The sequence below is a fragment of the Nocardioides sp. YIM B13467 genome (assembly GCF_042788075.1).
Lineage (GTDB): Bacteria > Actinomycetota > Actinomycetes > Propionibacteriales > Nocardioidaceae > Nocardioides.
On sequence record NZ_JBHZPJ010000009.1, the window covers coordinates 113,491 to 135,203 of the forward strand.

The window sequence follows — 21,713 nt, forward strand, 5'->3', positions numbered from 1 at the left end:
CCATCTACCTCCCCGCAGGAAGGTTAGGCGAGGCCTGGTCAGCACCCAACTCGCTGGTAACTCATCCGTTCAGGACCCGCGAGATCAGCCAGGCGATGTCGTCGGCGGTCTCGTCGGGTGACTTCGTGGGCTGCATGACGTGGCTGAGGACCACGCGAACGGTCATCTCGATGGCGGTGTCCGCCTGGTCGTCGGTCAGCCCGTGCTCGAACTTCTCGACGTGCTCGTGGATGAGCTCGGTCGCATAGCCCAGCAGTCCCTCGCTGTGGCTGGTGAGGTAGGGCAGCAGCTCGGTGTCGGCACCGTGGGTCGCCGAGACGACCGCGTGCAGCAGCTTGTTGTCCTGGGCACGGTCGAGGACGCCGTACGTCGCCTGGCGGATCGCCCGGATGAAGTCGTCCTCCTGGTCGAAGGCCGTGCTCACGACCGCGAGGAACTGCTCCAGCTCACGCAGGATCAGCGACTTCGCCAGGGCCGGCTTGGCGCCGATGTCGTTGTAGACCGTCTGCCGGCTGACCCCGCATCGCTGGGCGATGCGCGACATCGTCACACTCGCCCACCCGGACTCGGTGGTCATCTCGACGGCGGCATCGAGGATCCGCTGTCGGGTGGTTTCAGGTGCGCCGGCCGCCATGAAGGCAAAGTCTAAGGCCTGGCGCTTCTGCAGATGACAGCGCCGGGTGAACCCGCCCACATTGTTTTGCACTCAATACCCCCAGGGTGCAACACTGCACTCTATGAGCAAAAGTGCAATCGCATGCGATGCATCGAGCATGTCGAGATGATGCGACGGGATCGCACCGCGGCCGCCATCCATCGCGCCGCGCTCCAGATGACCGACGAGTTCGGCTTCGACGGCTGGACCATGGACCATCTCGCCGAGCGGGTCGGCGTTTCGCGACGTACGTTGTTCAACCACGTTCCGAGCAAGATGGATGCCGTCCTCGGCCCTGACCACGAGCCTGATCCCGAGCTGGGGGCGACCTTCGTCGGAGGCGGCCCCACCGGACACATCGGCCGCGACCTCGGCGTCCTCGTGCGCACGGTGCTCGAGGCCGAGAAGGTGGACCACGACGACCTCGTCCTCATCCGTCGCGTCCTCAAGACCGACAAGCAGGTGCTCGACGCCGCGCACGCGCGCTTCGAGAAGGCGACGGCTCACTTCGCCGAGGTGATCTCTCAACGCGAAGGCGACCAGATGACCCCGGAGCTCGCCGGCGTCGCCCTGCGCCTGGTGATCGTCGTCTTCGACGCCGCGCTCGACGCCTACCTCGCCAATCCTTCGGCCGGCACCGTGGCCGACCACTTCACCCGGATCTTCGACGACCTCGTCGATCTGTTCTGAACCACTGACCAGGGGGAACCCCGAAATGGCCAAGCTGCTCTATCGACTCGGAAAGACCGCCTACCGGCGGTGGCCGATCTTCGTCGCCGTCTGGATGATCGTGATCATCGGGATCGGCGCCGTGGCGACCACGATGTCCAAGCCGATGTCCACGACCTTCACCATGCCCGGCCTCGAGTCGGTCGAGGCCGCCGAGGAGCTGCCCGAGATCATGGGCAGCGAAGAGGGCTCGGTGCTCGACGCCGCCTCCATCGAGGTGGTCGTCGCCGCGCCCGAGGGCGAGACCCTCACGAGCTCCGACAACCAGGCCGCCGTGGCCGAGCTCGTCACGAACCTCGCGGCGCTCGACGACGTACCCGACCAGATCTCCTACATCTGGACCCCGGAGATGGCCGAGGCGGCCGCTCCGGCGACGGCCCAGGCGATGTCCGCGCAGAGCGGTCAGCAGGTGAGCGAGAAGCAGGCGCTGCAGATGCTGCTCGGCCAGCTCGAGGCCCAGCCGACGCTGTCCGACGACGGCCGGATCGGCCTGATCTCGACCCAGTTCGAGGACGTCGACGTCTCCGAGGTGACCCCGGAGATGCAGCAGGAGGTCACCGACGTCGTCGAGGAGGCCGATGCGGCCTCCGGCCTCCAGGTCGAGGTGCGCGGCCAGGGCATGCAGGTCCAGGAAATCGGCGGCGCCAGCGCCGAGCTGGTCGGCATCGTGCTCGCCCTGCTCATCCTGCTGCTGACCTTCGGCTCGTTCGTGGCCGCCGGGCTCCCGATCCTCACCGCCGGCATCGGCGTCGGCATCGGCACCATGGGGATCACGGCTCTCACCGCGTTCACCGACGTCTCCTCGACCACCCCGATGCTCGCCACGATGATCGGTCTCGCGGTCGGGATCGACTACGCGCTGTTCATCCTGGCGCGCTACCGCAGCGAGCTCGACCACACCGACGACCGTGAGGAGGCGATCGGCGTCGCCGTCGGCACCGCCGGCTCCGCGGTCGTCTTCGCCGGCCTCACCGTCGTGATCGCCCTCTCCGCGCTCAGCGTCGTCGGCATCCCGTTCCTGACCTACATGGGCCTGGGCGCCGCAGCCACCGTCGTGGTCGCCGTCCTGGTCGCGCTGACCCTGCTCCCGGCACTGCTGGGCGTGTTCAAGTCGAAGGCCTTCGGCCTGTCCGTACGCCACTACAACCCCAAGCGCGAGGCCAACGGCCGCGTGCTCAACAACGGTGTCCGCTGGGCCCGGTTCATCGGCAAGGCGCCGATCGCCTGGGTGCTGATCGTGGTCATCGGCCTGGGCGCCCTGGCCATCCCGTTCAAGGACCTGCACCTCGGAATGCCCGGCGACAGCACGGCCCCCGCGGACAGCTCGCGCCGTCAGGCGGTCGAGCTGGTCGAGGAGGGCTTCGGGCCGGGCCGCCTCGACCCGATGATGCTGGTGGTCGATGCCCGCGAGACGCCCGGCGACGCGGCCGCCAAGCAGGCCACGTACGCCCGGGTCGCGGAGTGGGCCGGCTCCCTGGACGGGGTCGCCAAGGTGGTGCCCCCGTCGGGCAACGAGAACGGCGCGGTGATCCTGATCGAGCCGGAGACCGCCCCGGAGGACGAGGCGACCGAGGACCTGCTGGCGGAGCTGCGCGAGGGCGAGGGTGCCCTCGAGGAGGAGACCGGCGCGGACCTCGCGGTCACCGGCACCTCCGCGATCATGTCCGACATCTCCGAGAAGCTCAACGACGCGCTGCTGCCCTACCTCGCGATCGTGATCGGCTTGGCGTTCCTCCTGCTGATGCTCGTCTTCCGCTCGATCCTGGTGCCGCTGACCGCGACGCTCGGCTTCCTGCTGTCGGTCCTGGCAACCCTCGGCGTCACCGTCGCGGTCTTCCAGGAAGGCGCCTTCGGGATCTTCGATGGCCAGCCGATCGTCAGCTTCATGCCGATCTTCCTGATCGGGCTGGTCTTCGGCCTGGCGATGGACTACCAGGTCTTCCTGGTCACCCGGATCCGCGAGGCCCACGTCCACGGTGCCTCCTACAAGGAGGCCGTGGTCGACGGGTTCCGCAACTCGGCCCGGGTGGTCACGGCCGCCGCGCTGATCATGACCGCCGTCTTCTCGGGCTTCATCCTGATGGACGACCCGATCATCAAGTCCATGGGCTTCGCGCTCGCCGCGGCGGTCGTCTTCGACGCCTTCATCGTGCGGATGCTCCTCATCCCGACGCTGATGTACCTGATGAGGGAGAAGGCCTGGTGGCTGCCGAAGTGGCTCGACCGGATCCTCCCGAACGTCGACGTCGAGGGCGAGAGCCTGGAGCGGCACTACCTCGCCGACCACTACGCCGACGAGCCGCGGGAACCCGAGCTCGCGAAGCGCTGACCGTCGGCGGCAGCAGACAGCCCCCGATCTCGTACGAGGTCGGGGGCTGTCGCCGTCCGAGGACGGCTACGAGACGGAGTCCGAGGCGAGAGGCACGAAGTCGACCTTCTCGCGCACGCCACAGTCCGGGCAGCACCAGTCGTCCGGCACGTCCCCCCACGATGTGCCGGCGGCGAACCCTTCTGCCTCGTTGCCCTCCTCCACTCGGTAGGTGTAGCCGCACCCGGGACAGCGGGCGGCCAGCACCTCCTGGCCGATGACCTGCGCGACGGTGTCGTCGCTGGTCTCGGCACGATCTGGGACCGGCGCCGGATATTTCGCCAGGATCCTGTCCCGCTTGCGCGGCAGGATGTTGGCCCGCGACATGTCGCCGTCGAAGTGCGCCAGCACCCGGGGATCCATCACCCGGCGCCAGACCGGCGGCAGGATCGCGAGCAGGATCATCCCGGCATAGCCGGTCGGCAGCACCGGAGACTCCTTGTAGTCGCGCAGGGTCTGGTAGCGGCGTACGGGGTTGGCGTGGTGGTCGCTGTGGCGCTGCAGGTGGTAGAGCAGCACGTTGGTGGCGATGTTGTTGGAGTTCCAGGAGTGGCTGGGGTCGACGCGCTCGTAGCGCCGGCCGACGCGTTGGCGCAGCATGCCGTAGTGCTCCATGTAGTTGATCACCTCGAGCAGCGAGAACCCGACGACCGCCTGGATCAGCAGGAACGGGATCACCACGGGCCCGAGCCACACGATCAGCCCGCCCCAGAGCACCGCTGACATCAGCCAGGCGTTGAGTACGTCGTTGCCGATCCGGAACGGGTGCTGGTCGCGGCGGGCGTACCTCTTCTTCTCCAGCCTCCAAGCGCTCTTCAGCGAGCCCGAGACCGTGCGCGGCCAGAAGGTGTAGAAGGACTCGCCGACCTTGGCCGACGCCGGGTCTTCGGGGGTCGCGACGCGGACGTGGTGGCCGCGGTTGTGCTCGATGTAGAAGTGGCCGTAGAAGCTCTGCGCGAGCGCGACCTTGGAGAGCCAGCGCTCGACGTCCTCGCGCTTGTGGCCGAGCTCGTGGGCGGTGTTGATCCCGATGCCGCCGATGCAGCCGACCGAGATCGCCAGCCCGACCCGGTCGATCATGCTCAGGGTGTGGCCGTCCAGGGCGCCGTGGGCGGCGAGCGCCATGCCACCGATGAAGACGGCGTACTGCAGCGGGAGGTACGAGTAGACGATCCAGCGGTAGTACCTGTCGTTCTCCAGCGCCTCGATCATGTCGTCGGGCGGGTTGGACTTGTCGAGCCCCGCGAACAGGTCGATGACCGGGACCACGATCAGGATGATGATCGGTCCGGTCCACAGGAACGCGCTGATGTCGGTGAGATGCCAGCCGCTGATCGCGATGAACCCGAGGAGCGGCACCACCAGGCCGAGCAACCACAGATAGCGCTTCTTGTCGCGCCACTGTTCGGTCGAGCCGTCGGGCACTGTGCTGTTGGCGATCTCCATCGTTGGCCCCTTTGACAAATCAGGATGATCTGTCAAGTGTCGTACGTCACGTCGGTGCTTGTAAATAGGATGGGCTCATGACGACGAGCCTGCCCTTCGGCATCGACTTCGGCGGCACGGGCATCAAGGGTGCCCCGATCGATCTCGCGACCGGCGAGTTCGCCGAGGAACGCGTACGCATCCCGACACCCGAACGCTCCACCCCCGACGCCATCGCCGAGATCTTCGTGGACCTGCTCTCCCAGTTCCCGGACTACGACGGCAAGGTCGGCGTGACCGTCCCCGGCGTCGTACGCCACGGGGTGGTCCACTCCGCGGCCAACATCGACAAGTCCTGGATCGGGGCCGACGCGGACGCGATCTTCACCGCGGCCACCGGCCGGGACGTGCACGTGGTCAACGACGCCGACGCCGCCGGCCTGGCCGAGGTCCGCTACGGCGCCGCGAAGGGTCGCCGCGGGCTGGTCATCATGACCACGCTCGGCACCGGCATCGGCTCGGCGCTCCTCTACGACGGCGTGCTCGTGCCCAACTCCGAGCTCGGTCACCTCGAGCTCGACGGCCACGACGCCGAGACCCGCGCCTCCAACATCGCCCGCAAGCGCGAGGACCTCTCCTGGAAGCACTGGGCCAAGCGGCTGCAGAGGTACTACCAGCACCTGGAGATGCTCTTCTCCCCCGACCTATTCCTGGTCGGCGGAGGGGTCTCGAAGGAGGCGGCGGAATTCCTGCCGCTGCTCGACCTGGACACCGAGATCATCCCGGCGAAGCTGCTCAACACCGCGGGGGCCGTCGGGGCCGCGCTGTACGCCGAAGAGCTCGCCACCGACTGACGGCGGCCCGGTCGGTCCGGGCGGCGGCTGCGCCGGCGGCATTGGCGGCATGGTCGGCATCGGCGGCCAGGCAGGTCGAGAATCCCACGGAGCCCCCGCCTTCCTCGTCCTCTTCGCCTCCACGAGGAAGGCCCTGCGCTCGGCCCGCCGGCGTCGCGCCGACGGGTTCCAGAACACCCGGTACGCCGCGTACGCCGCGCAGGCAAGCACCAGCAGCGCGACCAGTCCGACGACCAGTGCCCAGTCGGCCCGGGCGCGTACCCCGGCAGCGGTGGCCGAGGCATCCTCGAGATAGCCGTTGTTCAGGTCGGCTCGCGCACTGGCCGCGCCCACGTCGAGGAACAGCACCAGCTCACCGAGCTCGGTCAGCGGGTTCTGCATGCCCTCGACGTCGGCGGTCGCCTCACCGACCTCGGTGATCACCTCGGCGGTGCGGGGCAGCGTGGTGGCTAGCTCGCGATACCGGTCGTCCTCGTTGGCGCCCTCGTAGGCCTCCTTCGCCGCGGCCGGCACAGGCAGATCGGCCTTCTCGGCCGCCTCCTGGACCGCAGCGGCATCGGCGTTCGCCTCTCCGATCAGGCCGACGACACCGTCCACGTCCTCGAAGCTCCACTCGGCCATGACGTCGCGGAGACCCAGCGGCGGCTGCCACTCGCCGTTGGCGCGGTCGATCTCGGCGTACGTCTTGCGGGCCTCGGCCCTCGGCTCGAGCTGCTTGGCCTCGGCGCGGGTGAGCACCCAGTTCTTCAGCGGCTTCTCCGGGGAGGCATCGGTGTCGTACCTCTGCACGATGTCGAGGAAGAGGCGCCAGTCGACCGGGCCGCTGGTGATCTCGTCATCGGCGGCGTCGTAACCGCTGCGGCCGTCGTAGACGTCGTCGACCACGTTGGTCAGCTCCTCGTCGGAGAGGTCCGCGAGCATGGCCGAGACAGCTGTGTAGGCAGCCGGGTAGCCGTACGCGTCCTTCTCCTGGCTCCAGCCGGCGGCATCCCAGGTCAGGAGGGGGAACGCGGCCTTGCTGCGACGCTTCACCTTGCCGTACTTCTGCCCCTTGGCGCCGACCTTCTCCGTCGCGTGCTGGGCGACGAGCTCGGTCAGGCCCTCGCTCAGCCAGCGGCCCTCGACGATGTCGGGGTTGATCCAGGCGTGGGTCATCTCGTGGTAGAGGATCGCCGTGTCCAGGTCCTCGGAGACGACGATCTCGTCGGCGTCGGAGTCGAACCAGGCGTAGCCGACAGCCTCCGCCGAGCCGTCCTCCCGAATCGTCTCCAGCCCACCGGGCCACTCGTTTCCGGTCAGCTTCTCCAGCACCGGCATGCCCTCGGTGACCCGCTTCTCGGCGAAGTCGATCCACTCCTTGTCCTTGGGAAAGCTCTGCAGCGACAGCTTGGTGTCGCCGACCTTGATCTTCTTCTCGTCGAAGGCCTTCGGGTCGCGGGCGGAGACACCGGCGTCGACGAAGTCGCCCTCGGAGTGCCAGGTCGTCGTCCTGCCCTTGGTGCGCTTGCTGAAGTCGCCCGAGGAGGCGGTGAACGTCATCGACTTCGGCAGCACGACGTCGACGGTCACCTGTCCGTCGTCACCGAGGCCGATCACGGGGAAGACTGCGTATCCCTCGCCGATCCGGGTGTGGTTCTTCTTCGCCCGGATCGGGGCGCCCTTCAGCTCGTACGTCCAGGTGATCGTGCGCGACTTGCCGTAGTAGAGGTTCGGGAAGGACACGGTCACCACCGCGAGACCGGTGTCTTTGATCTTCTCGGTGCTCACTGGCAGGTTCGCGCCGTTGCTGGTCGCCCTGACCTTCGTCGCCCCGGCTGGGATCGGGGTCGCGTGACCGGTCAGGAAGTAGTAGGTCGTGGCTGTGCTCGGCTGCTGGTTGGTGACCGTGACCTCGGCCTTCACCTTGACGGTCTTGGCCTTCTCGTCGAGCACGTAGCGGGTGCGCGAGGACTCGCCGACTCCGTCGTTGGGCGCCGCGACGGCCGCCGGCGCGGTCGTCACCAGCCCAGCACCCAGCACCCCCAGCACGAATACACCTGCCACGACGCGCCGGAGTCGACCTGCTCCCTGACCGTTCTCCACCCAGGAACCTTAGACCGATGCCCCGACGGGTACGTTCCTTTTAAGGCCTTCTGGGACGCACGCCCCAGCGCATCAAGCCCAGGGAGTGCCCCATTTGTCGGCGAAGGCGATCTCCTCGAGCGGCCGCCGGACGCGCTCGCGCTCCTCGCGCTCCGCGTCGCGCGGGTCGACCTGCGCGGGGTCGCCGTGTCGGCCGACCGCGATCCCGGTCATCACCTTCCACCAGTCCGGTACGCCGAAGGCCGCCGCCACGGCATCGTGGTCGAACCCGGCGAACTGGTGTGAGGAGAGGCCGAGGGAGGCGGCCTGGACCGTGAGATGCGCGGCCGCCTGACCGAGGTCGTAGTGGGAGTAGTCCGACCACTTCGGACCGTTGCCGTCCGGGCCCACCCCGACCTGGGAGATCGCGACGAACACCGCCGATGCCCGCGGCACCCAGCCGGAGTTGCCTCGCGAGAGGTGGCTCACGAACGTCTGGTGCCCGGCCGATCCTCGAGGCAGGACCAGGAACGACCACGGTTGGCTGTTGCCCGCGCTCGGCGCCCACCGGGCCGCCTCGAGGAGCAGCCTGATCTCGGCGTCGGAGAGCTCGTGGGCCGGGTCGAAGACACTCACCGACCAGCGGTCACGCAGGTGCTCGGTCAGGTCCTCGGCGCCGGCCCGGGGCGCGCGCTTCGCGGCAGTCATGCCTCTATTCTGCAATGTCTACCGACTTGGAAGACAAACGTCTAAGGACGACGTCAGGCGAGGTACCGGCCGGGCCGGTGGTTGAAGGCCAGGATGATGTTGAGGACAACCGCGCCAAGGGCGGAGAGGAGTACGGTCGCGGGCGAGACGACGAAGAGCGCGAGGAGGATGACGCTGACGTCGAGGCCCATCTGGACGTACCCGGCCCGGAGGTTGAGCCGCTCCTGCAGGAGCAGGGCGAGCACGTTGAACCCGCCCAGCGAGGCACCGTGGCGGAAGATCACCAGGAGCCCGAGGCCGACGAGCAGGTTGCCGGCCACGACCCCGTAGACGGTGTCGAGGCCGTCGAGCGGAAGCAGGTCGGCGTGGACCCGGGTCATCGCCGAGACCGCGATGACGCAGCCCAGCGACCGGAGGGTGAACCCGATGCCCTTCTTGGAGAGCGCGAGCCCGAAGAAGGGCAGGTTGACCAGGACGAACAGAACCTCGAACGGCAGCCCGGTCCAGTAGCTCACCAGCAGGCTCAGTCCGGCGGTGCCGCCGGTGACCGCTCCGACCGACTGGATCAGGTAGAGCCCCAGCGAGGTCACCACGATGCTGGTCACGTAGCCGAGCGTGTCCTCCAGCAACGTATGGGGGACACGGATCGACTCGAGGGAGTCTGTAAACGGCTCGGACACGACACTCATTCTGGGTGTCGTGCCCGAGCCGTGCAGAATTCACCAAGGCGAGACTTGCGTCACGTTTCCGCTGGTCAGGTGTTATTTATCCAGGTCAGGCAGGCACCCGGAGCAGCGCACCGACGATCTCGTCGACCCTGGTCTTGGCGTCGCCGAAGAGCATCTGCGAGTTCTCCCGGAAGAAGAGCGGGTTCTGCACACCGGCATAGCCCGCGGCCATCGACCGCTTGAAGACGACCACGTTCTTGGCCTCCCAGACCCGCAGGACGGGCATGCCGGCGATCGGGCTGGTGGGGTCCTCGGCGGCGGCCGGGTTCACGGTGTCGTTGGCACCGATGACCAGGACGACGTCAGTCTCGGCCAGGTCGTCGTTGACCTCGTCCATCTCCAGGACGATGTCGTAGGGCACCTTGGCCTCGGCCAGCAGCACGTTCATGTGGCCCGGGAGACGGCCGGCGACGGGGTGGATGCCGAAGCGAACGTCCACGCCACGCTCCCGCAGGATGCGGGTGAGCTCGGCGACCGGGTACTGCGCCTGGGCGACGGCCATGCCGTAGCCCGGGGTGATCACGACGGAGGAGGCGCCGGCGAGGAGATCCGCGGTGTCCTCGGCATTGATCTCGCGGTGCTCGCCGTAGTCGACGTCACCGGCAGGCCCGGCTTCGATGCCGAAGCCACCGGCGATCACCGAGATGAACGAGCGGTTCATCGCCTTGCACATGATGTAGGAGAGGTACGCACCGGAGGACCCGACCAGGGCGCCGGTGACGATCAGCAGGTCGTTGCCCAGCAGGAAGCCGGAGGCGGCCGCGGCCCATCCGGAGTAGCTGTTGAGCATCGAGACCACGACCGGCATGTCACCGCCACCGATGGAGGCGACCAGGTGCCAGCCGAGCGCCAGCGCCACGACGGTGACGGCGATCAGCAGCGGGAGCGTCGGGTTGATGACGTAGACGACCGTCAGGATCACGAAGACGACCAGGGCGCCGATGTTGATGACGTTCTTGCCCGGCAGCATCAGCGGGGCCGACTTCATCCGAGCCGAGAGCTTGAGGAAGGCGACGATAGAACCGGTGAAGGTGACCGCACCGATGAAGACACCGATGAAGACCTCGGCCGAGTGGATGGCGCCGCCGTGGATGTGGCCGGCGGCGGCCTCGAGGTGGCCGTTCCAGCCGATCAGGACGGCGGCCAGACCCACGAAGGAGTGCAGCAGCGCGATCAGCTCGGGCATGCCGGTCATCTCGACGACCTTGGCGCGCCACAGGCCGATGACCGCGCCGACGGCGACCGCGGCGACCAGGACGATCACCGCGGTGGTGGTGCCGCCGTCGACGACCTGGATGACGGTCGCGACCAGCGCCAGCGCCATGCCGGCGACGCCGTAGAGCCAGCCCTGCGAGGCGGTCTCGTGCTTGGACAGCCCTGCCAGCGACAGGATGAAGAGGAGGGCGGCGACGAGGTAGGCCGCACCAGCGATCGAGAAGATATCCATGATCAGGCCTTCCGGAACATCGAGAGCATGCGGCGGGTCACGGCGAAGCCACCGAAGATGTTGATGCTCGCCAGCAGCGTGGCGATGCCCGCGAGCACGAGCACCACGTTGTCAGCGACCGTGAGCTGCAGCAGGGCACCCACGACGACGATGCCGGAGATCGCGTTGGTCACCGACATCAGCGGGGTGTGCAGCGCGTGGTGTACATGGCCGATCACGTAGAACCCGATCACCACCGACAGCGTCAGCACCGTGAAGTGCCGGGTGATCTCGGCCGGAGCGACCGCGTTGAGCAGGAAGAGAGCGAGCGCACCGGTGCCGACCAGGGCGAGCTTGGCGGAGGCGGAGAGCGGCTTCTTCTCCTCCTTCACAGCCACCTCGGCGGGGGCGACCGCGGCCGGAGCCGCGGAGACCTGCACCGGCGGGGGCGGCCACAGCACGCCGCCGTCGTGCACGACGGTCAGACCGCGCTGGACCTGGTCCTCGAGATCGAGGGCGAGTACGCCGTCCTTCTCCGGTGTCACCAGCTTCATCAGGTTCACCAGGTTGGTGCCGTAGAGCTGGCTGGACTGCGCGGGAAGGCGCGCCGGCAGGTCGGTGTAGCCGATGATCGTGACGCCGTTGGGCGTGGTGACGACCTCGTCCTTGACCGTGCCCTCGACGTTGCCGCCCATCGCGGCCGCCATGTCGACGATGACCGAGCCGGACTTCATGCGCGCCACGTCGGCCGCTGTGATCAGCTTCGGCGCCGGGCGCCCCGGGATCAGCGCGGTCGTCACGATGATGTCGACGTCCTCGGCCTGCTCGGAGTAGATCTCCGCGGCGCGCTGGTCGTAGGCCTCCGAGGTCGCCTTGGCGTAGCCGTCGGTCGACTTCTCGACCTCGACCTCGACCTTCAGGTATTCACCGCCGAGCGACTTGACCTGGTCGGCGACCTCCGGGCGAGGGTCGGTGGCGCGCACGATGGCACCCAGCGAGCTCGCCGCACCGATCGCAGCCAGACCGGCCACACCGGCACCGGCCACGAGCACCTTCGCCGGCGGCACCTTGCCCGCCGCGGTCACCTGGCCGGTGAAGAAGCGGCCGAAGTGGTGGGCCGCCTCGACCACGGCGCGGTAGCCCGCGATGTTGGCCTGGCTGGAGAGGATGTCCATGGACTGTGCCCGCGAGATGCGCGGCACGGCGTCCATCGCGAAGGCGTCGACCTTGCGGGCGGCCAGGGCATCGAGGAGCTCGCTGCTCTGCGCCGGCGCCAGCGGGGCGACCAGGGTGGCGCCGCTCTTCAGCAGCTCTACCTCGCCGACGGAAGGCGCGTTGACCCGGAAGACCAGGTCGGCACCCCACGCGTCGGCGGCCGTGCCGATGCGGGCGCCGGCCTCGGCGTACGCCTCGTCCTTGAAGCTGGACGCCTCTCCGGCTCCACCCTCGATGACGACGTCATAGCCCAGACCGGTCAATTGTTTGACGGTCGCGGGGGTGGCCGCTACCCGGGTCTCCCCGGGCTTCGTCTCTCGGGTCACTCCGATGAGCATCCTCGACTCCTTGGGTCTAGCTGCGCAGTGTCTTCAGTCTCCAGCATGGTGGGATCCCGGTCAGCCGATCAGCGCGTGACCGATTAATGACCGGCGGGGGTCCGGAACCCCACCGTGCTGGTTACTGGCCGGTAACGGTAGGGCAGATCAGCAGGTGGACACCAGGGTTGTCCGGTTGTATCGGTCCAATACCTGTGGTCTTCCTCACGTCCTCACAGCTCGCTGTCGAGGTGCGCCATGAACTGGGAGGGGTAGCGGTCACCACGGGCGGCGCCGACGGGCACAGCGGCGTCGATGCGAGCGAGATCGACGTCGTCGAGGGTGACCTCGTTCGCACCTGCCATCGACTCGACCTGGCTGACTCGGCGGGAGCCGATGACGGGGACGATGTGCTCGCCGCGGGAGGCGACCCAGGCGATCGCGAGCTGGGCGAGGGTGACGCCCTTGGCAGCGGCGATCTCCTCCAGGGTGGTGAGCAGCGCGCGGTTGTGGTCGAGGTTGTCACCCTGGAAGCGCGGCATGTGGGCGAGCGAGCCGCCGACGGTGCCGCTACCACCGATCAGGCCGCGGCCGAGGACGCTGTACGCGGTGATGCCGATGCCCAGCTCGCGACAGGTGTCGAGGATGCCGTTGGTCTCGATCCCCCTGCTGAGCAGGGAGTACTCGATCTGCAGGTCGCTGATCGGGGCCACCGCGGCAGCGCGCCGGATCGTGTCGGCACTGACCTCGCTGAGCCCGATGTGGCGTACGTATCCCGCCTCCACGAGCTCGTGGACCGCGCCCACGGTCTCCTCGATCGGCACCTTCGGGTCGAGACGTGCGGGGCGGTAGATGTCGACGTGGTCGGTGCCGAGCCGCTGGAGGGAGTAGGTCAGCGAGGACCTGACCGCCTCGGGCCGGCCGTCGAAGCCGGCCGGCATCCCGACCGGGGTGAGCAGGGCGCCGAACTTCACCGAGAGCACCGCGTCGTCGCGGTCACGCTCGCGCAGCGCCCGGGCGATCAGCATCTCGTTGTGGCCGGCGCCGTAGAAGTCGCCGGTGTCGATCAGGGTGCCACCGGCGTCGAGGTAGGCGTGGATGACGCGTACGCCCTCCTCGTCGTCGACTTGGCCGTAGGCGCCGGAGAGGCTCATCCCGCCCAGCGCGGGGGAGGTGACCGTGGGACCGTTCTTGCCGAGCTGTCGGCTTTTGAATGTCGTCATGCCGTCCAGCCTGCGGCGCTCCGGCGCGCCCCGGCAGGCACAGCACATCCAGGGACGAGCCGTCCCTGGATAACCGGGCACCGCCGACGGAGGATGAGGAGCGTGACCGACCGCCGCGAGCTCGCAGACTTCCTCCGCCGTCGCCGGGAGCTGCTCCGGCCCTCCGATGTCGGCCTCCCGGAGGGGCTGCGGCGGCGTACGCCCGGGCTTCGTCGGGAGGAGGTCGCCTCGCTCGCCGGGGTCTCGACCGACCACTACACGCGGCTGGAGCAGGCGCGCGGGTCGGCGCCGTCGGAGTCGGTGCTCTCGGCGATCGCGCGAGCGCTGCAGTGCGATCTCGACGAGCGCGACCACGTCTTCTACCTCGCTGGGATGACGCCGCCTCCACGGCGGGCGGGCCACTACGTACGTCCCGGACTGATCGCCCTCGCCCGGCGGCTGACCGACATCCCCGTCGTGATCTGCGCCGACACCGGCGAGATGGCCTGGCTCAACCCGCTCGCCACCACGCTGCTGCCGCCGCTGCCCGACGGGCCCGGCCGGGGCCGCAACCTGATGTGGCGCTGGTTCACGGAGCCCGACCGCCGGCCGGCGCCGCGGGAGGACTGGGATCGGATGTCGGCGAGCCATGTGATGGATCTGCGGGCGACGTACGCCCGGCGGGCCGGCGACTCCGACATCACCTCGCTGGTGCACGACCTCCTCGCCGCGAGCGAGGAGTTTCGCGGGCTGTGGGAGCGCCACCAGGTCGGCGTGCGGCGTGCCGACCTGAAGACGTTCATCCATCCGGAGGTCGGCCCGGTCGCCGTACGTTGCGAGGTCCTGCTCACCGAGGAGGCCGACGTGAAGCTGCTCGCGTACTTCCCGGCCGAGGGCACCGATGCCGCGGAGAAGCTCGAGCTCCTCCGCGTCATCGGCACCCAGCGGCTCACGAGCGCGGACTCATCACCCACCTGAGGGCGATGAAGCGGATCAGCGTGGCCGCGGCGTTGGCGGCCACGAGCACGACGATCTCGATGGCTCGCGCGGGTGTCGGCGCGGCCAGGTGGAGGAGCGCGAGCGATCCCGAGGTCAGGGTCAGTCCCACGCCGAAGGCGGCCAACCCGGCGACATGATGCTTCACCGCGCCCTGCCGAACGGTGATGCCGAAGGTCAGCCGGCGGTTGGCCGCAGTGTTGGCGACCGCGGTCACCAGGAGCGCGATCAGGTTCGCCGCCTGCGCTCCGACGGCGGTGCGGAGGAGGACGTAGAGGAGCAGGTACGCCAGCGTGCTCATCACCCCGATGGCCCCGAACCGGATCACCTGAGCCGCCAGGCTCGGGCTTCGCACGGACCCGGGAGGACGTACGCCGCTGAGGTCGATCTGGCCGCTGACCAGCCCGAACAGCAGCCGGCGGATCCCGCCGAGATCCTCCTTGACTGTCTTGATGATGTCGACGCGCGAGTCGGGGTCGTCGACCCAGTCCACCGGCACCTCGTGCACGCGCAGGCCGGCCTCGGAGGCGAGGACGAGCAGCTCGGTGTCGAAGAACCAGCTGTCGTCCTCGACCAGCGGGAGCAGCTTCTCGGCGACATCGCGGCGGATCGCCTTGAACCCGCACTGGGCGTCGGTGAACTCCGCGGAGAGGACCCCGCGCAGCAGCAGGTTGTAGCCCTTGGACAGGAAGTCGCGCTTCGGGCCCCGCTCGATCCGGCTCCCGCGGGCCAGCCGGGTGCCGATCGAGAGGTCGGAGTGGCCGGACAGGAGCGGGGCGAGCAGTGGCGGGAGCGCCGCCAGGTCGGTGGACAGGTCCACGTCCATGTAGCCGACAACCTGCGCCTCCGAGGACGACCAGGACGCCTTGAGCGCTCGGCCGCGGCCCTTCTCGTCCAGGTGGACCGCGCGGACGCGAGGGAGCTCGGCCTCCAGCCTTTGGGCAATCTCCCAGGTGCCGTCGGTGCTGGCGTTGTCGGCAATCGTGATCGTGGCGGAGTACGGCAGGTGCCGGAGATAGTCGTCGAGCCGGCGGACCGACCCCTCCAGACTCTGCTCCTCGTTGTGGACCGGGATCACCAGGTCGACCGCGGTCTTCACCTGCGTCGGTGTCGTGCTGCCCGGCGTCGGGCTCTCGCTCGTCCTCATCAGCCCGCCTTCGGCTGGGTGAGGTCGTAGACGGTGGTGCCGTCGATGTCGGTCGAGGTGAAGTTCTCCTCGACCCAGGTGCTGATCTCGGTCGACGCCGACGACTGGGGGCCGCCACCGGGCATCTGGCCGTTGCCCGGGAGCTCCATGCCCGCCGGCATCTCGAACGCGACCATGCCGCCTCTGCCACCGGGTCCACCGCCGGCGAGGTAGAAGTGGATCTCGCCGTCGGCGACGTACTCCTGGAACTGCTTCAGCGTGATGCTCGGGGCGCTGCCGTTGAAGCCGCCGATCGACATCACCGACTCACCGGACCCGAGCTGGTAGCTCGCCGCACTCGTGGAGCTGGTCGTCGCGGCCGCCCAGCGGTAGTCACCGGCATTCGTACGGAGCGCCTCAGCCAGCTCGTCGCTGATCTCCTCGCCGCCGAACATCCCACCGCCGGCTCCGAGACGGATCATCTCGGGCCCTTGACCGCGGCCGGGACCACCATTCGGGCCACCGGGCATCGCCGGCATCGCCTGGCCGGCGCCGTTCTGCGGACGAAGGGGACCACCGCGCATCCCACCGGGCCCACCGAAGCTGCCGGGACCACCGCCACTGAAGGGACCGGCGGTCACGATGGAGCCGGCGTGTGGGGTCCCGACCGTCTGGATCGCGTACGCCGCCGGGCCGATGCCCACGCTCACCGCCGCCCCGGCCAGCACCGCCATCGCGGACCAGCGGCCGAGCCGCTCGATCCGCTCGACCACGACGAGTCCGGCAGCGGCCACGAGACCGAGGACCAGCACGATCCAGCGCAGCGTGGCGTACGGCTGCTGGTCGGGCTGCCCGAGGAGCACCCAGGCCCAGGCGGCACTGACCGCCAGCGTGACCGCGAGGACGAGACGCGCCGCGAGCCCCGCACGGTGTCGCCAGAGCACGGCGGCACCGACGGCGGCCGTCGCGGCGATCCACGGGGCCAGCGCGACCACGTAGTAGTCGTGGTAGATGCCGCCCATGAACGAGAAGACCAGGCCGGTGACCAGCATCGATCCGCCGGCGAGGAGGAGGGTGGCGCGAGTGAGGTCGGTGCGCGGTGCCTTCCGCAGCCACACCAGCGCGGCGACGAGGAGGATGAGTGCGGCCGGGAGGAGCCAGGTGATCATCCCGCCGGAGACGCCCTGGAAGAGGCGCAGGATCCCGGCGGCGCTCCCGAACCCGGCGTTGCCGAGGCCGCCGAAGTCGCCGCCGTTGATCCGGCCGACGCCGTTGTAGCCGAAGGCGAGCTCGAGCACCGAGTTGCCCTGGGAGCCGTCGATGTAGGGCCGTGCGGACTCCGGCATCAGCTCGACGATCGCGACCCACCAGCCGGCGGCGAGCAGCATCGCGAGGAGGCAGTAGACCCCGTGGAGGACCCGCTTCAGGAACGATCCGGGCCCGGCGATCAGGTAGACGACCGCGATCGCCGGGATGATCAGGAACGCCTGCAGCATCTTGGTCAGGAACCCGAAGCCGAGCAGCGCGCCCGCCAACACCAGCCACCGCGCCTTGCCGGTCTCGATCGCCTTGACCGTGCAGAACCCGGCTCCGACCAGCAACAACAGCAGGAGCGCGTCGGGGTTGTTGAACCGGAACATCAGAGCCGCCGCTGGGGTCAGCGCGGTCAGCGCACCCGCGGCGATGGCCGCCGGCCAGGGAGCGACCTTGCGCACCAGCGCGAAGGTCAGCCCCACGGTCGCCACGCCCATCAGGGCCTGCGGGATCAGGATGCTCCACGAGGAGAGCCCGAAGAGGCGTACGAACAGGCCCATCGCCCACAGCGAGGCGGGCGGCTTGTCGACGGTGATCGCGTTGCCGATGTCGAGGGAGCCGAAGAACCAGGCCTTCCAGCTCTCGCCGCCGGCCTGGGCGGCCGCGGAGTAGAACTGGTTGGCGTAGCCGGACTCCGAGAGCGTCCACAGGTAGCCGAGCGCGGTCAGCGCGAGGAGGATGAGGAGGGACGCCCGTTCGGTGGTCGGGCGCCATGGTCGGATGGCTGCAGCCCCAGCGTCGTCGGGCGCCGAGCTCGCTGCTGGATCGAGGGTTGCTGTCATGGACCCCAACGCTTCAACCGGTGTCTGTGCATCACCCCCACCGTTCCTGTGAATGACCTGTGTCCGCGTCGTTCGCCCGTGTGGGTTTCATCACCCATCGGAGGATGACGAACCGCAGCAGCGTCGCGGTCGCGTTGGCGAGGACGAGGACGGTCAGCTCCGCCATGTGGGAGGCGTACGGGGCGGCCCAGCCCAGCGCGGCGAGCGACCCGGAGGTGAGGGCGAGACCGATGCCGAAGGCGATCAGGCCGGCCACATGGTGCTTCACCGCGCCCTGCCGGCGGGTGATCCCGAAGGTCAGCCGACGGTTGGCCGCCGTGTTGGCGACTGCCGTCACCAGCAGCGCCACCAGGTTGGCCACCTGCGCGTCGACCGTGACCCGGAGCAGGGAGTAGAGCAGGACGTACGCCAGGGTGCTCATCACCCCGACGGCGGCGAACCTCATCAGCTGCTCGGGCAGCCCTCTCTTCGGGCTGGTGACGGTTGTCGAGCCCGAGGAGACCACGCCTCGAAGATCGATCCGTCCGGAGACCAGCCCTTTCATCAGACGGGCCACACCGTGCAGGTCCTCCATGACCGTGGCGGCGATGTCGACCCTGGAGTCCGGGTCGTCGACCCAGTCGACCGGGACCTCGTGGATGCGCAGGCCGGCCTCGGAGGCGAGGACGAGCAGCTCGGTGTCGAAGAACCAGCTGTCGTCCTCGACCAGCGGCAGCAGCTGCTCGGCGACATCGCGGCGGATCGCCTTGAACCGGCACTGGGCGTCGGTGAACTCCGCGGAGAGGACCCCGCGCAGCAGCAGGTTGTAGCCCTTGGACAGGAAGTCCCGCTTCGGGCCCCGCTCGATCCGGCTCCCGCGAGCCAGCCGGGACCCGATCGCGACATCGGAGTGGCCCGAGAGCAGCGGAGCGAGCAGGGGCGGCAGAGCCCGCAGGTCCGTGGAGAGGTCGACGTCCATGTAGCCGACCACCTCCGCTCGTGACGTGGACCAGGCCGCCTTGAGCGCCCGGCCCCGGCCCTTCTGGTCCAGATGGATAGCGCGGACCCGGGTGATCTCGATCGCGAGCCGCTCCGCGATCTCCCAGGTGCCGTCGGTGCTGGCGTTGTCGGCGATCGTGATCGTCGTGGAGTAGGGCAGGGTGCGCAGGTAGCCGTCGAGGTGGCGTACCGACTCCTCCAGCCCCTTCTCCTCGTTGTGGACCGGGATCACCAGGTCGATCGCGGTCAGCAGCCGCTTCTCGTCGACCGTCCACAGGCCGTTGGAGAGTGTCGTGTCCGCGGTCATGCGGCCCCCTCGGTCAGGTCGTAGACCGTTGAGCTGCCGATCGTTGTCTGGGTGAAGTTCTCCTCCACCCAGGCGCTGATCTGGGAGGCGCTGGAGGTCTCGTCACTGCCGCCTCCTCTGCCGCCCATGCCGCCCATGCCGCCGCCGGCGATGAAGTAGTGGATCTCGCCGTTGGCGACGTATTCCTGGAACTGCTCGAGCGTGATGCTGTTCGAGGTGCCGTTGAAGCCTCCGATCGCCATCACGGCCTCGCCGGTCTCCAGCTGGAGGCCGGCCGCGGTCTGGGAGCCGATCGTCGCGGCCACCCAGGTGTAGTTGCCGGCGTTGGTGCTCACCGCCTCGGCGAGCTCCTCGTCGACCGCGCCGCCGCCCATCATTCCGCCGCCGCGGGTCCCGCCGGGACTGCCGCCGGGCATGCCGGGCATCTGCGGGGCCTGGCCGGTCGGTGGGGTGCCGTTCTGGGTCTGAGGACCGGGGCCGCCGCCGGCACCTCCGGGGCGACCGCCGCCCATCCCGCCCATGCCGCCGCCCTCGTACGGCCCGGCAGTCACGATCGAGCCGGTGTGGGCGGTCCCGATCGTCTGGATCGCGTACGCCGCGGGCCCGAGGCCCACGGTCACGGCTGCCGCCGCGAGGACCGCCGTCGCGGCCCGGCGGGTGAGCCTGTCCGCGAAGACGAACGCGGCAGCGACCCCGAGACCGATGATCAGGACGGGCCAGCGCAGTGCGTCGTACGGCTGCTCGCCCGACTGCCCGAGGAGCACCCAGCCCCACATGGCGCTGCCTGCCATGGCGACCGCCAGGGTGATCCGGGCGAAGAGATTGTCGCGGTCACGCCACATACTGCGCCATAGGACGGCGGCGCCGACGACGGCGGTGATCGCGATCCACGGAGCCAGCGCGACCACGTAGTAGTCGTGGTAGATGCCCTCCATGAAGGAGAAGACCAGGCCGGTGACGAGCATCGTTGCGCCGCTGAGCATCAGCGTGGCACGGGTCAGGTCCGTGCGCGGAGCCTTGCGCAGCGCGACGAGCCCGGTGACGAGGAGGAGCAGTGCCGCCGGGAGCAGCCAGGAGACCATCCCGCCGGAGACGCCCTGGAAGAGCCGCAGGACCCCGGCCGCGCTGGAGAAGCCCGCGTTGCCGAGGCCGCCGTAGTCGCCGCCGTTGAGCCTTCCCACGCCGTTGTACCCAAGGGTCAGCTCGAGGAGCGAGTTGCCGGTCGAGCCGTCGATGTAGGGGCGCCAGGACTCGGGGATGAGCTCGACGATCGCGATGTACCAGCCGGCGCTCGCGACCATGGCGACGAAGCAGGCGATGCCATGGGTCACCCTCCTGCCGAACGAGCCCTTGCCCGCGATCAGGTAGACCACCGCGATCGCCGGGATGATCAGGAACGCCTGCAGCATCTTGGTCAGGAACCCGAAGCCGAGCAGCGCACCGGCCAGCACCATCCACCTGCCCTTGCCCGTCTCGATCGCCTTCAGCGTCGAGAACCCGGCACCGACCAGCAGCAGGAGCAGCAGCGCGTCCGGGTTGTTGAACCGGAACATCAGCGCCGCCGCCGGGGTCAGCGCGGTCAACGCCCCCGCCGCGATCGCGGCCTGCCACGGCGCGACCTTCTTCACGATGGCGAAGACGAGCCCGACCGTCCCAACGCCCATCAGCGCCTGCGGAACCAGGATGCTCCACGAGGACAGCCCGAAGAGGCGTACGGACAGGCCCATCACCCACAGCGACGCCGGCGGCTTGTCGACCGTGATCGAGCTGCTCGCGTCGAGCGCCCCGAAGAACCACGCCTTCCAGCTCTCGCCGCCGGCTTGTGCGGCGGCGGAGTAGTACTGATTGGCGTATCCGGACTCGGACAGCGTCCATAGGTACGCCGCTGCTGTCAGGGTCAGCAGAATTATGAGTGATGTGCGCTCGGGGGTTGGGCGCCAGCTTCTTGTCTTCGTCGGCGATGTTGCCGTTGGTGGGTCGAGGAGTTGGGTCATGGCGACCACGTTTGGGGGTGGGGCTGTGATCGTTGTTTTGTGCGGCTGTGAGAGGCCTATGGGCTGCTGTTACTTGTGGTTGGGGTGGGCCGCCGACCCGTTCTTGGAGGGTCTTCTCGACGAACCCCGGAGTAAAGGACGGCCTTCGGCCGCCGGCTTCGCCGGTCGCCTGCGGCGATCCTTGACACCGGGGCTCGTCGAGAAAAGATTTGGCTGGCTATCGGGGCGGCGGCCCCGGTGTGGCGCAGCGGACTCTTGCCTGGGAAAGGTGAGGTTGATGGGGCGGAAGGGTGGCCCTTCGGGCCACTTACCATCCACAGATGCGAGGTCGTTCACTCACCGCGAAAACGATATTTGACCTGGGGAAATAGATAGCCAGGGAGGGGTTAGAGGCGTAGAATCAGACCCATCACAGCACACCTTTGAAGGAGAGGATGGCGATGAGTCTCGGCCGCTCGATCGACCACTGGGGCACCAACCCCGGCGACGCGATCGACGCAGAACTGGCCGCCATCGAAACCTCCCTCG

Annotated in this window: 15 protein-coding genes; 4 read left to right on the forward strand and 11 right to left on the reverse strand. The window is 68.8% G+C overall.

Annotated elements, in window-relative coordinates; all coding sequences use genetic code 11:
* Positions 1-61: 61 nt before the first annotated feature.
* Positions 62-634, reverse strand: a complete 573-nt coding sequence (locus ACFX43_RS02805; protein WP_378816744.1) for a TetR family transcriptional regulator — start codon at positions 632-634, stop codon at positions 62-64.
* Between the two features lie 147 nt (positions 635-781).
* Between ACFX43_RS02805 and ACFX43_RS02810 the strand changes: the two genes are divergently transcribed.
* Entirely contained in the window at positions 782-1,345 is a 564-nt protein-coding gene (locus ACFX43_RS02810) for a TetR/AcrR family transcriptional regulator (protein ID WP_378816745.1), read from the forward strand.
* Positions 1,346-1,370: 25 nt separating this feature from the next.
* Positions 1,371-3,713, forward strand: coding sequence for an MMPL family transporter (locus tag ACFX43_RS02815; protein ID WP_378816748.1), 2,343 nt, complete (start codon positions 1,371-1,373; stop codon positions 3,711-3,713).
* Between the two features lie 66 nt (positions 3,714-3,779).
* On the opposite strand, the gene ACFX43_RS02820 is transcribed toward ACFX43_RS02815, so the two are convergent.
* Positions 3,780-5,198: a fatty acid desaturase gene (locus tag ACFX43_RS02820; protein ID WP_378816749.1), complete on the reverse strand. Its 1,419-nt coding sequence runs from the start codon at positions 5,196-5,198 to the stop codon at positions 3,780-3,782.
* Between the two features lie 77 nt (positions 5,199-5,275).
* Here ACFX43_RS02820 and ppgK point away from each other — a divergent pair, with 77 nt between their 5' ends.
* Positions 5,276-6,031, forward strand: a complete 756-nt coding sequence (gene ppgK / locus ACFX43_RS02825; RefSeq protein ID WP_160025998.1) for a polyphosphate--glucose phosphotransferase — start codon at positions 5,276-5,278, stop codon at positions 6,029-6,031.
* A 2,154-nt stretch (positions 6,032-8,185) separates the two neighbouring features.
* Here ppgK and ACFX43_RS02830 read toward each other — a convergent pair.
* The 5 genes from ACFX43_RS02830 to ACFX43_RS02850 form a co-directional block, all read right to left on the reverse strand.
* Complete coding sequence (locus tag ACFX43_RS02830) at positions 8,186-8,800, reverse strand: nitroreductase family protein (RefSeq protein WP_378816751.1); 615 nt, start codon at positions 8,798-8,800, stop codon at positions 8,186-8,188.
* 53 nt (positions 8,801-8,853) lie between these two features.
* Positions 8,854-9,489 carry a YitT family protein gene (locus tag ACFX43_RS02835; protein ID WP_378816754.1) on the reverse strand — a complete coding sequence of 212 codons (636 nt, stop codon included), beginning with the start codon at positions 9,487-9,489 and terminating at the stop codon, positions 8,854-8,856.
* 85 nt (positions 9,490-9,574) lie between these two features.
* Positions 9,575-10,975 (reverse strand): Re/Si-specific NAD(P)(+) transhydrogenase subunit beta, encoded by a 1,401-nt coding sequence (gene pntB, locus ACFX43_RS02840; protein ID WP_378816755.1) that lies wholly within the window; start codon positions 10,973-10,975, stop codon positions 9,575-9,577.
* A 2-nt stretch (positions 10,976-10,977) separates the two neighbouring features.
* A complete protein-coding gene (locus ACFX43_RS02845) occupies positions 10,978-12,507 on the reverse strand; it encodes a Re/Si-specific NAD(P)(+) transhydrogenase subunit alpha (RefSeq protein ID WP_378816758.1) in 1,530 nt (509 codons plus the stop codon).
* 212 nt (positions 12,508-12,719) lie between these two features.
* Positions 12,720-13,709, reverse strand: coding sequence for an aldo/keto reductase (locus tag ACFX43_RS02850; protein ID WP_378816761.1), 990 nt, complete (start codon positions 13,707-13,709; stop codon positions 12,720-12,722).
* 102 nt (positions 13,710-13,811) lie between these two features.
* Here ACFX43_RS02850 and ACFX43_RS02855 point away from each other — a divergent pair, with 102 nt between their 5' ends.
* Positions 13,812-14,666 carry a helix-turn-helix domain-containing protein gene (locus ACFX43_RS02855; RefSeq protein ID WP_378816764.1) on the forward strand — a complete coding sequence of 285 codons (855 nt, stop codon included), beginning with the start codon at positions 13,812-13,814 and terminating at the stop codon, positions 14,664-14,666.
* On the opposite strand, the gene ACFX43_RS02860 is transcribed toward ACFX43_RS02855, so the two are convergent.
* Genes ACFX43_RS02860 through ACFX43_RS02875 form a run of 4 tightly spaced genes read right to left on the reverse strand, consistent with a single transcriptional unit; the run spans position 14,638 to position 21,185 of the window.
* On the reverse strand, positions 14,638-15,831 hold the full coding sequence (locus ACFX43_RS02860) for a glycosyltransferase (protein ID WP_378816766.1): 1,194 nt from the start codon (positions 15,829-15,831) through the stop codon (positions 14,638-14,640). The two genes, ACFX43_RS02855 and ACFX43_RS02860, sit on opposite strands and share 29 nt — an antisense overlap.
* Complete coding sequence (locus ACFX43_RS02865; RefSeq protein ID WP_378816768.1) at positions 15,831-17,906, reverse strand: ArnT family glycosyltransferase; 2,076 nt, start codon at positions 17,904-17,906, stop codon at positions 15,831-15,833. The genes ACFX43_RS02860 and ACFX43_RS02865 overlap by 1 nt, the downstream gene beginning before the upstream one ends.
* Before the next feature lie 31 nt (positions 17,907-17,937).
* Positions 17,938-19,191 (reverse strand): glycosyltransferase, encoded by a 1,254-nt coding sequence (locus tag ACFX43_RS02870; RefSeq protein WP_378816771.1) that lies wholly within the window; start codon positions 19,189-19,191, stop codon positions 17,938-17,940.
* Positions 19,188-21,185 carry an ArnT family glycosyltransferase gene (locus ACFX43_RS02875; protein WP_378816773.1) on the reverse strand — a complete coding sequence of 666 codons (1,998 nt, stop codon included), beginning with the start codon at positions 21,183-21,185 and terminating at the stop codon, positions 19,188-19,190. Before ACFX43_RS02875 ends, ACFX43_RS02870 begins: the two co-directional genes overlap by 4 nt.
* Positions 21,186-21,713 lie beyond the last annotated feature (528 nt).

Bases quoted from the DNA above. Each gene is read 5' to 3' on its own strand.
- ACFX43_RS02865 (WP_378816768.1), bottom strand. From the start codon at position 17,906: ATGACAGCAACCCTCGATCCAGCAGCGAGCTCGGCGCCCGACGACGCT.
- ACFX43_RS02805 (WP_378816744.1), bottom strand. From the start codon at position 634: ATGGCGGCCGGCGCACCTGAAACCACCCGACAGCGGATCCTCGATGCC.
- ppgK (WP_160025998.1), top strand. From the start codon at position 5,276: ATGACGACGAGCCTGCCCTTCGGCATCGACTTCGGCGGCACGGGCATC.
- ACFX43_RS02830 (WP_378816751.1), bottom strand. From the start codon at position 8,800: ATGACTGCCGCGAAGCGCGCGCCCCGGGCCGGCGCCGAGGACCTGACC.
- ACFX43_RS02835 (WP_378816754.1), bottom strand. From the start codon at position 9,489: ATGAGTGTCGTGTCCGAGCCGTTTACAGACTCCCTCGAGTCGATCCGT.
- ACFX43_RS02810 (WP_378816745.1), top strand. From the start codon at position 782: ATGATGCGACGGGATCGCACCGCGGCCGCCATCCATCGCGCCGCGCTC.
- ACFX43_RS02815 (WP_378816748.1), top strand. From the start codon at position 1,371: ATGGCCAAGCTGCTCTATCGACTCGGAAAGACCGCCTACCGGCGGTGG.
- ACFX43_RS02845 (WP_378816758.1), bottom strand. From the start codon at position 12,507: ATGCTCATCGGAGTGACCCGAGAGACGAAGCCCGGGGAGACCCGGGTA.
- pntB (WP_378816755.1), bottom strand. From the start codon at position 10,975: ATGGATATCTTCTCGATCGCTGGTGCGGCCTACCTCGTCGCCGCCCTC.
- ACFX43_RS02860 (WP_378816766.1), bottom strand. From the start codon at position 15,831: ATGAGGACGAGCGAGAGCCCGACGCCGGGCAGCACGACACCGACGCAG.
- ACFX43_RS02820 (WP_378816749.1), bottom strand. From the start codon at position 5,198: ATGGAGATCGCCAACAGCACAGTGCCCGACGGCTCGACCGAACAGTGG.
- ACFX43_RS02850 (WP_378816761.1), bottom strand. From the start codon at position 13,709: ATGACGACATTCAAAAGCCGACAGCTCGGCAAGAACGGTCCCACGGTC.
- ACFX43_RS02870 (WP_378816771.1), bottom strand. From the start codon at position 19,191: ATGACCGCGGACACGACACTCTCCAACGGCCTGTGGACGGTCGACGAG.
- ACFX43_RS02875 (WP_378816773.1), bottom strand. From the start codon at position 21,185: ATGACCCAACTCCTCGACCCACCAACGGCAACATCGCCGACGAAGACA.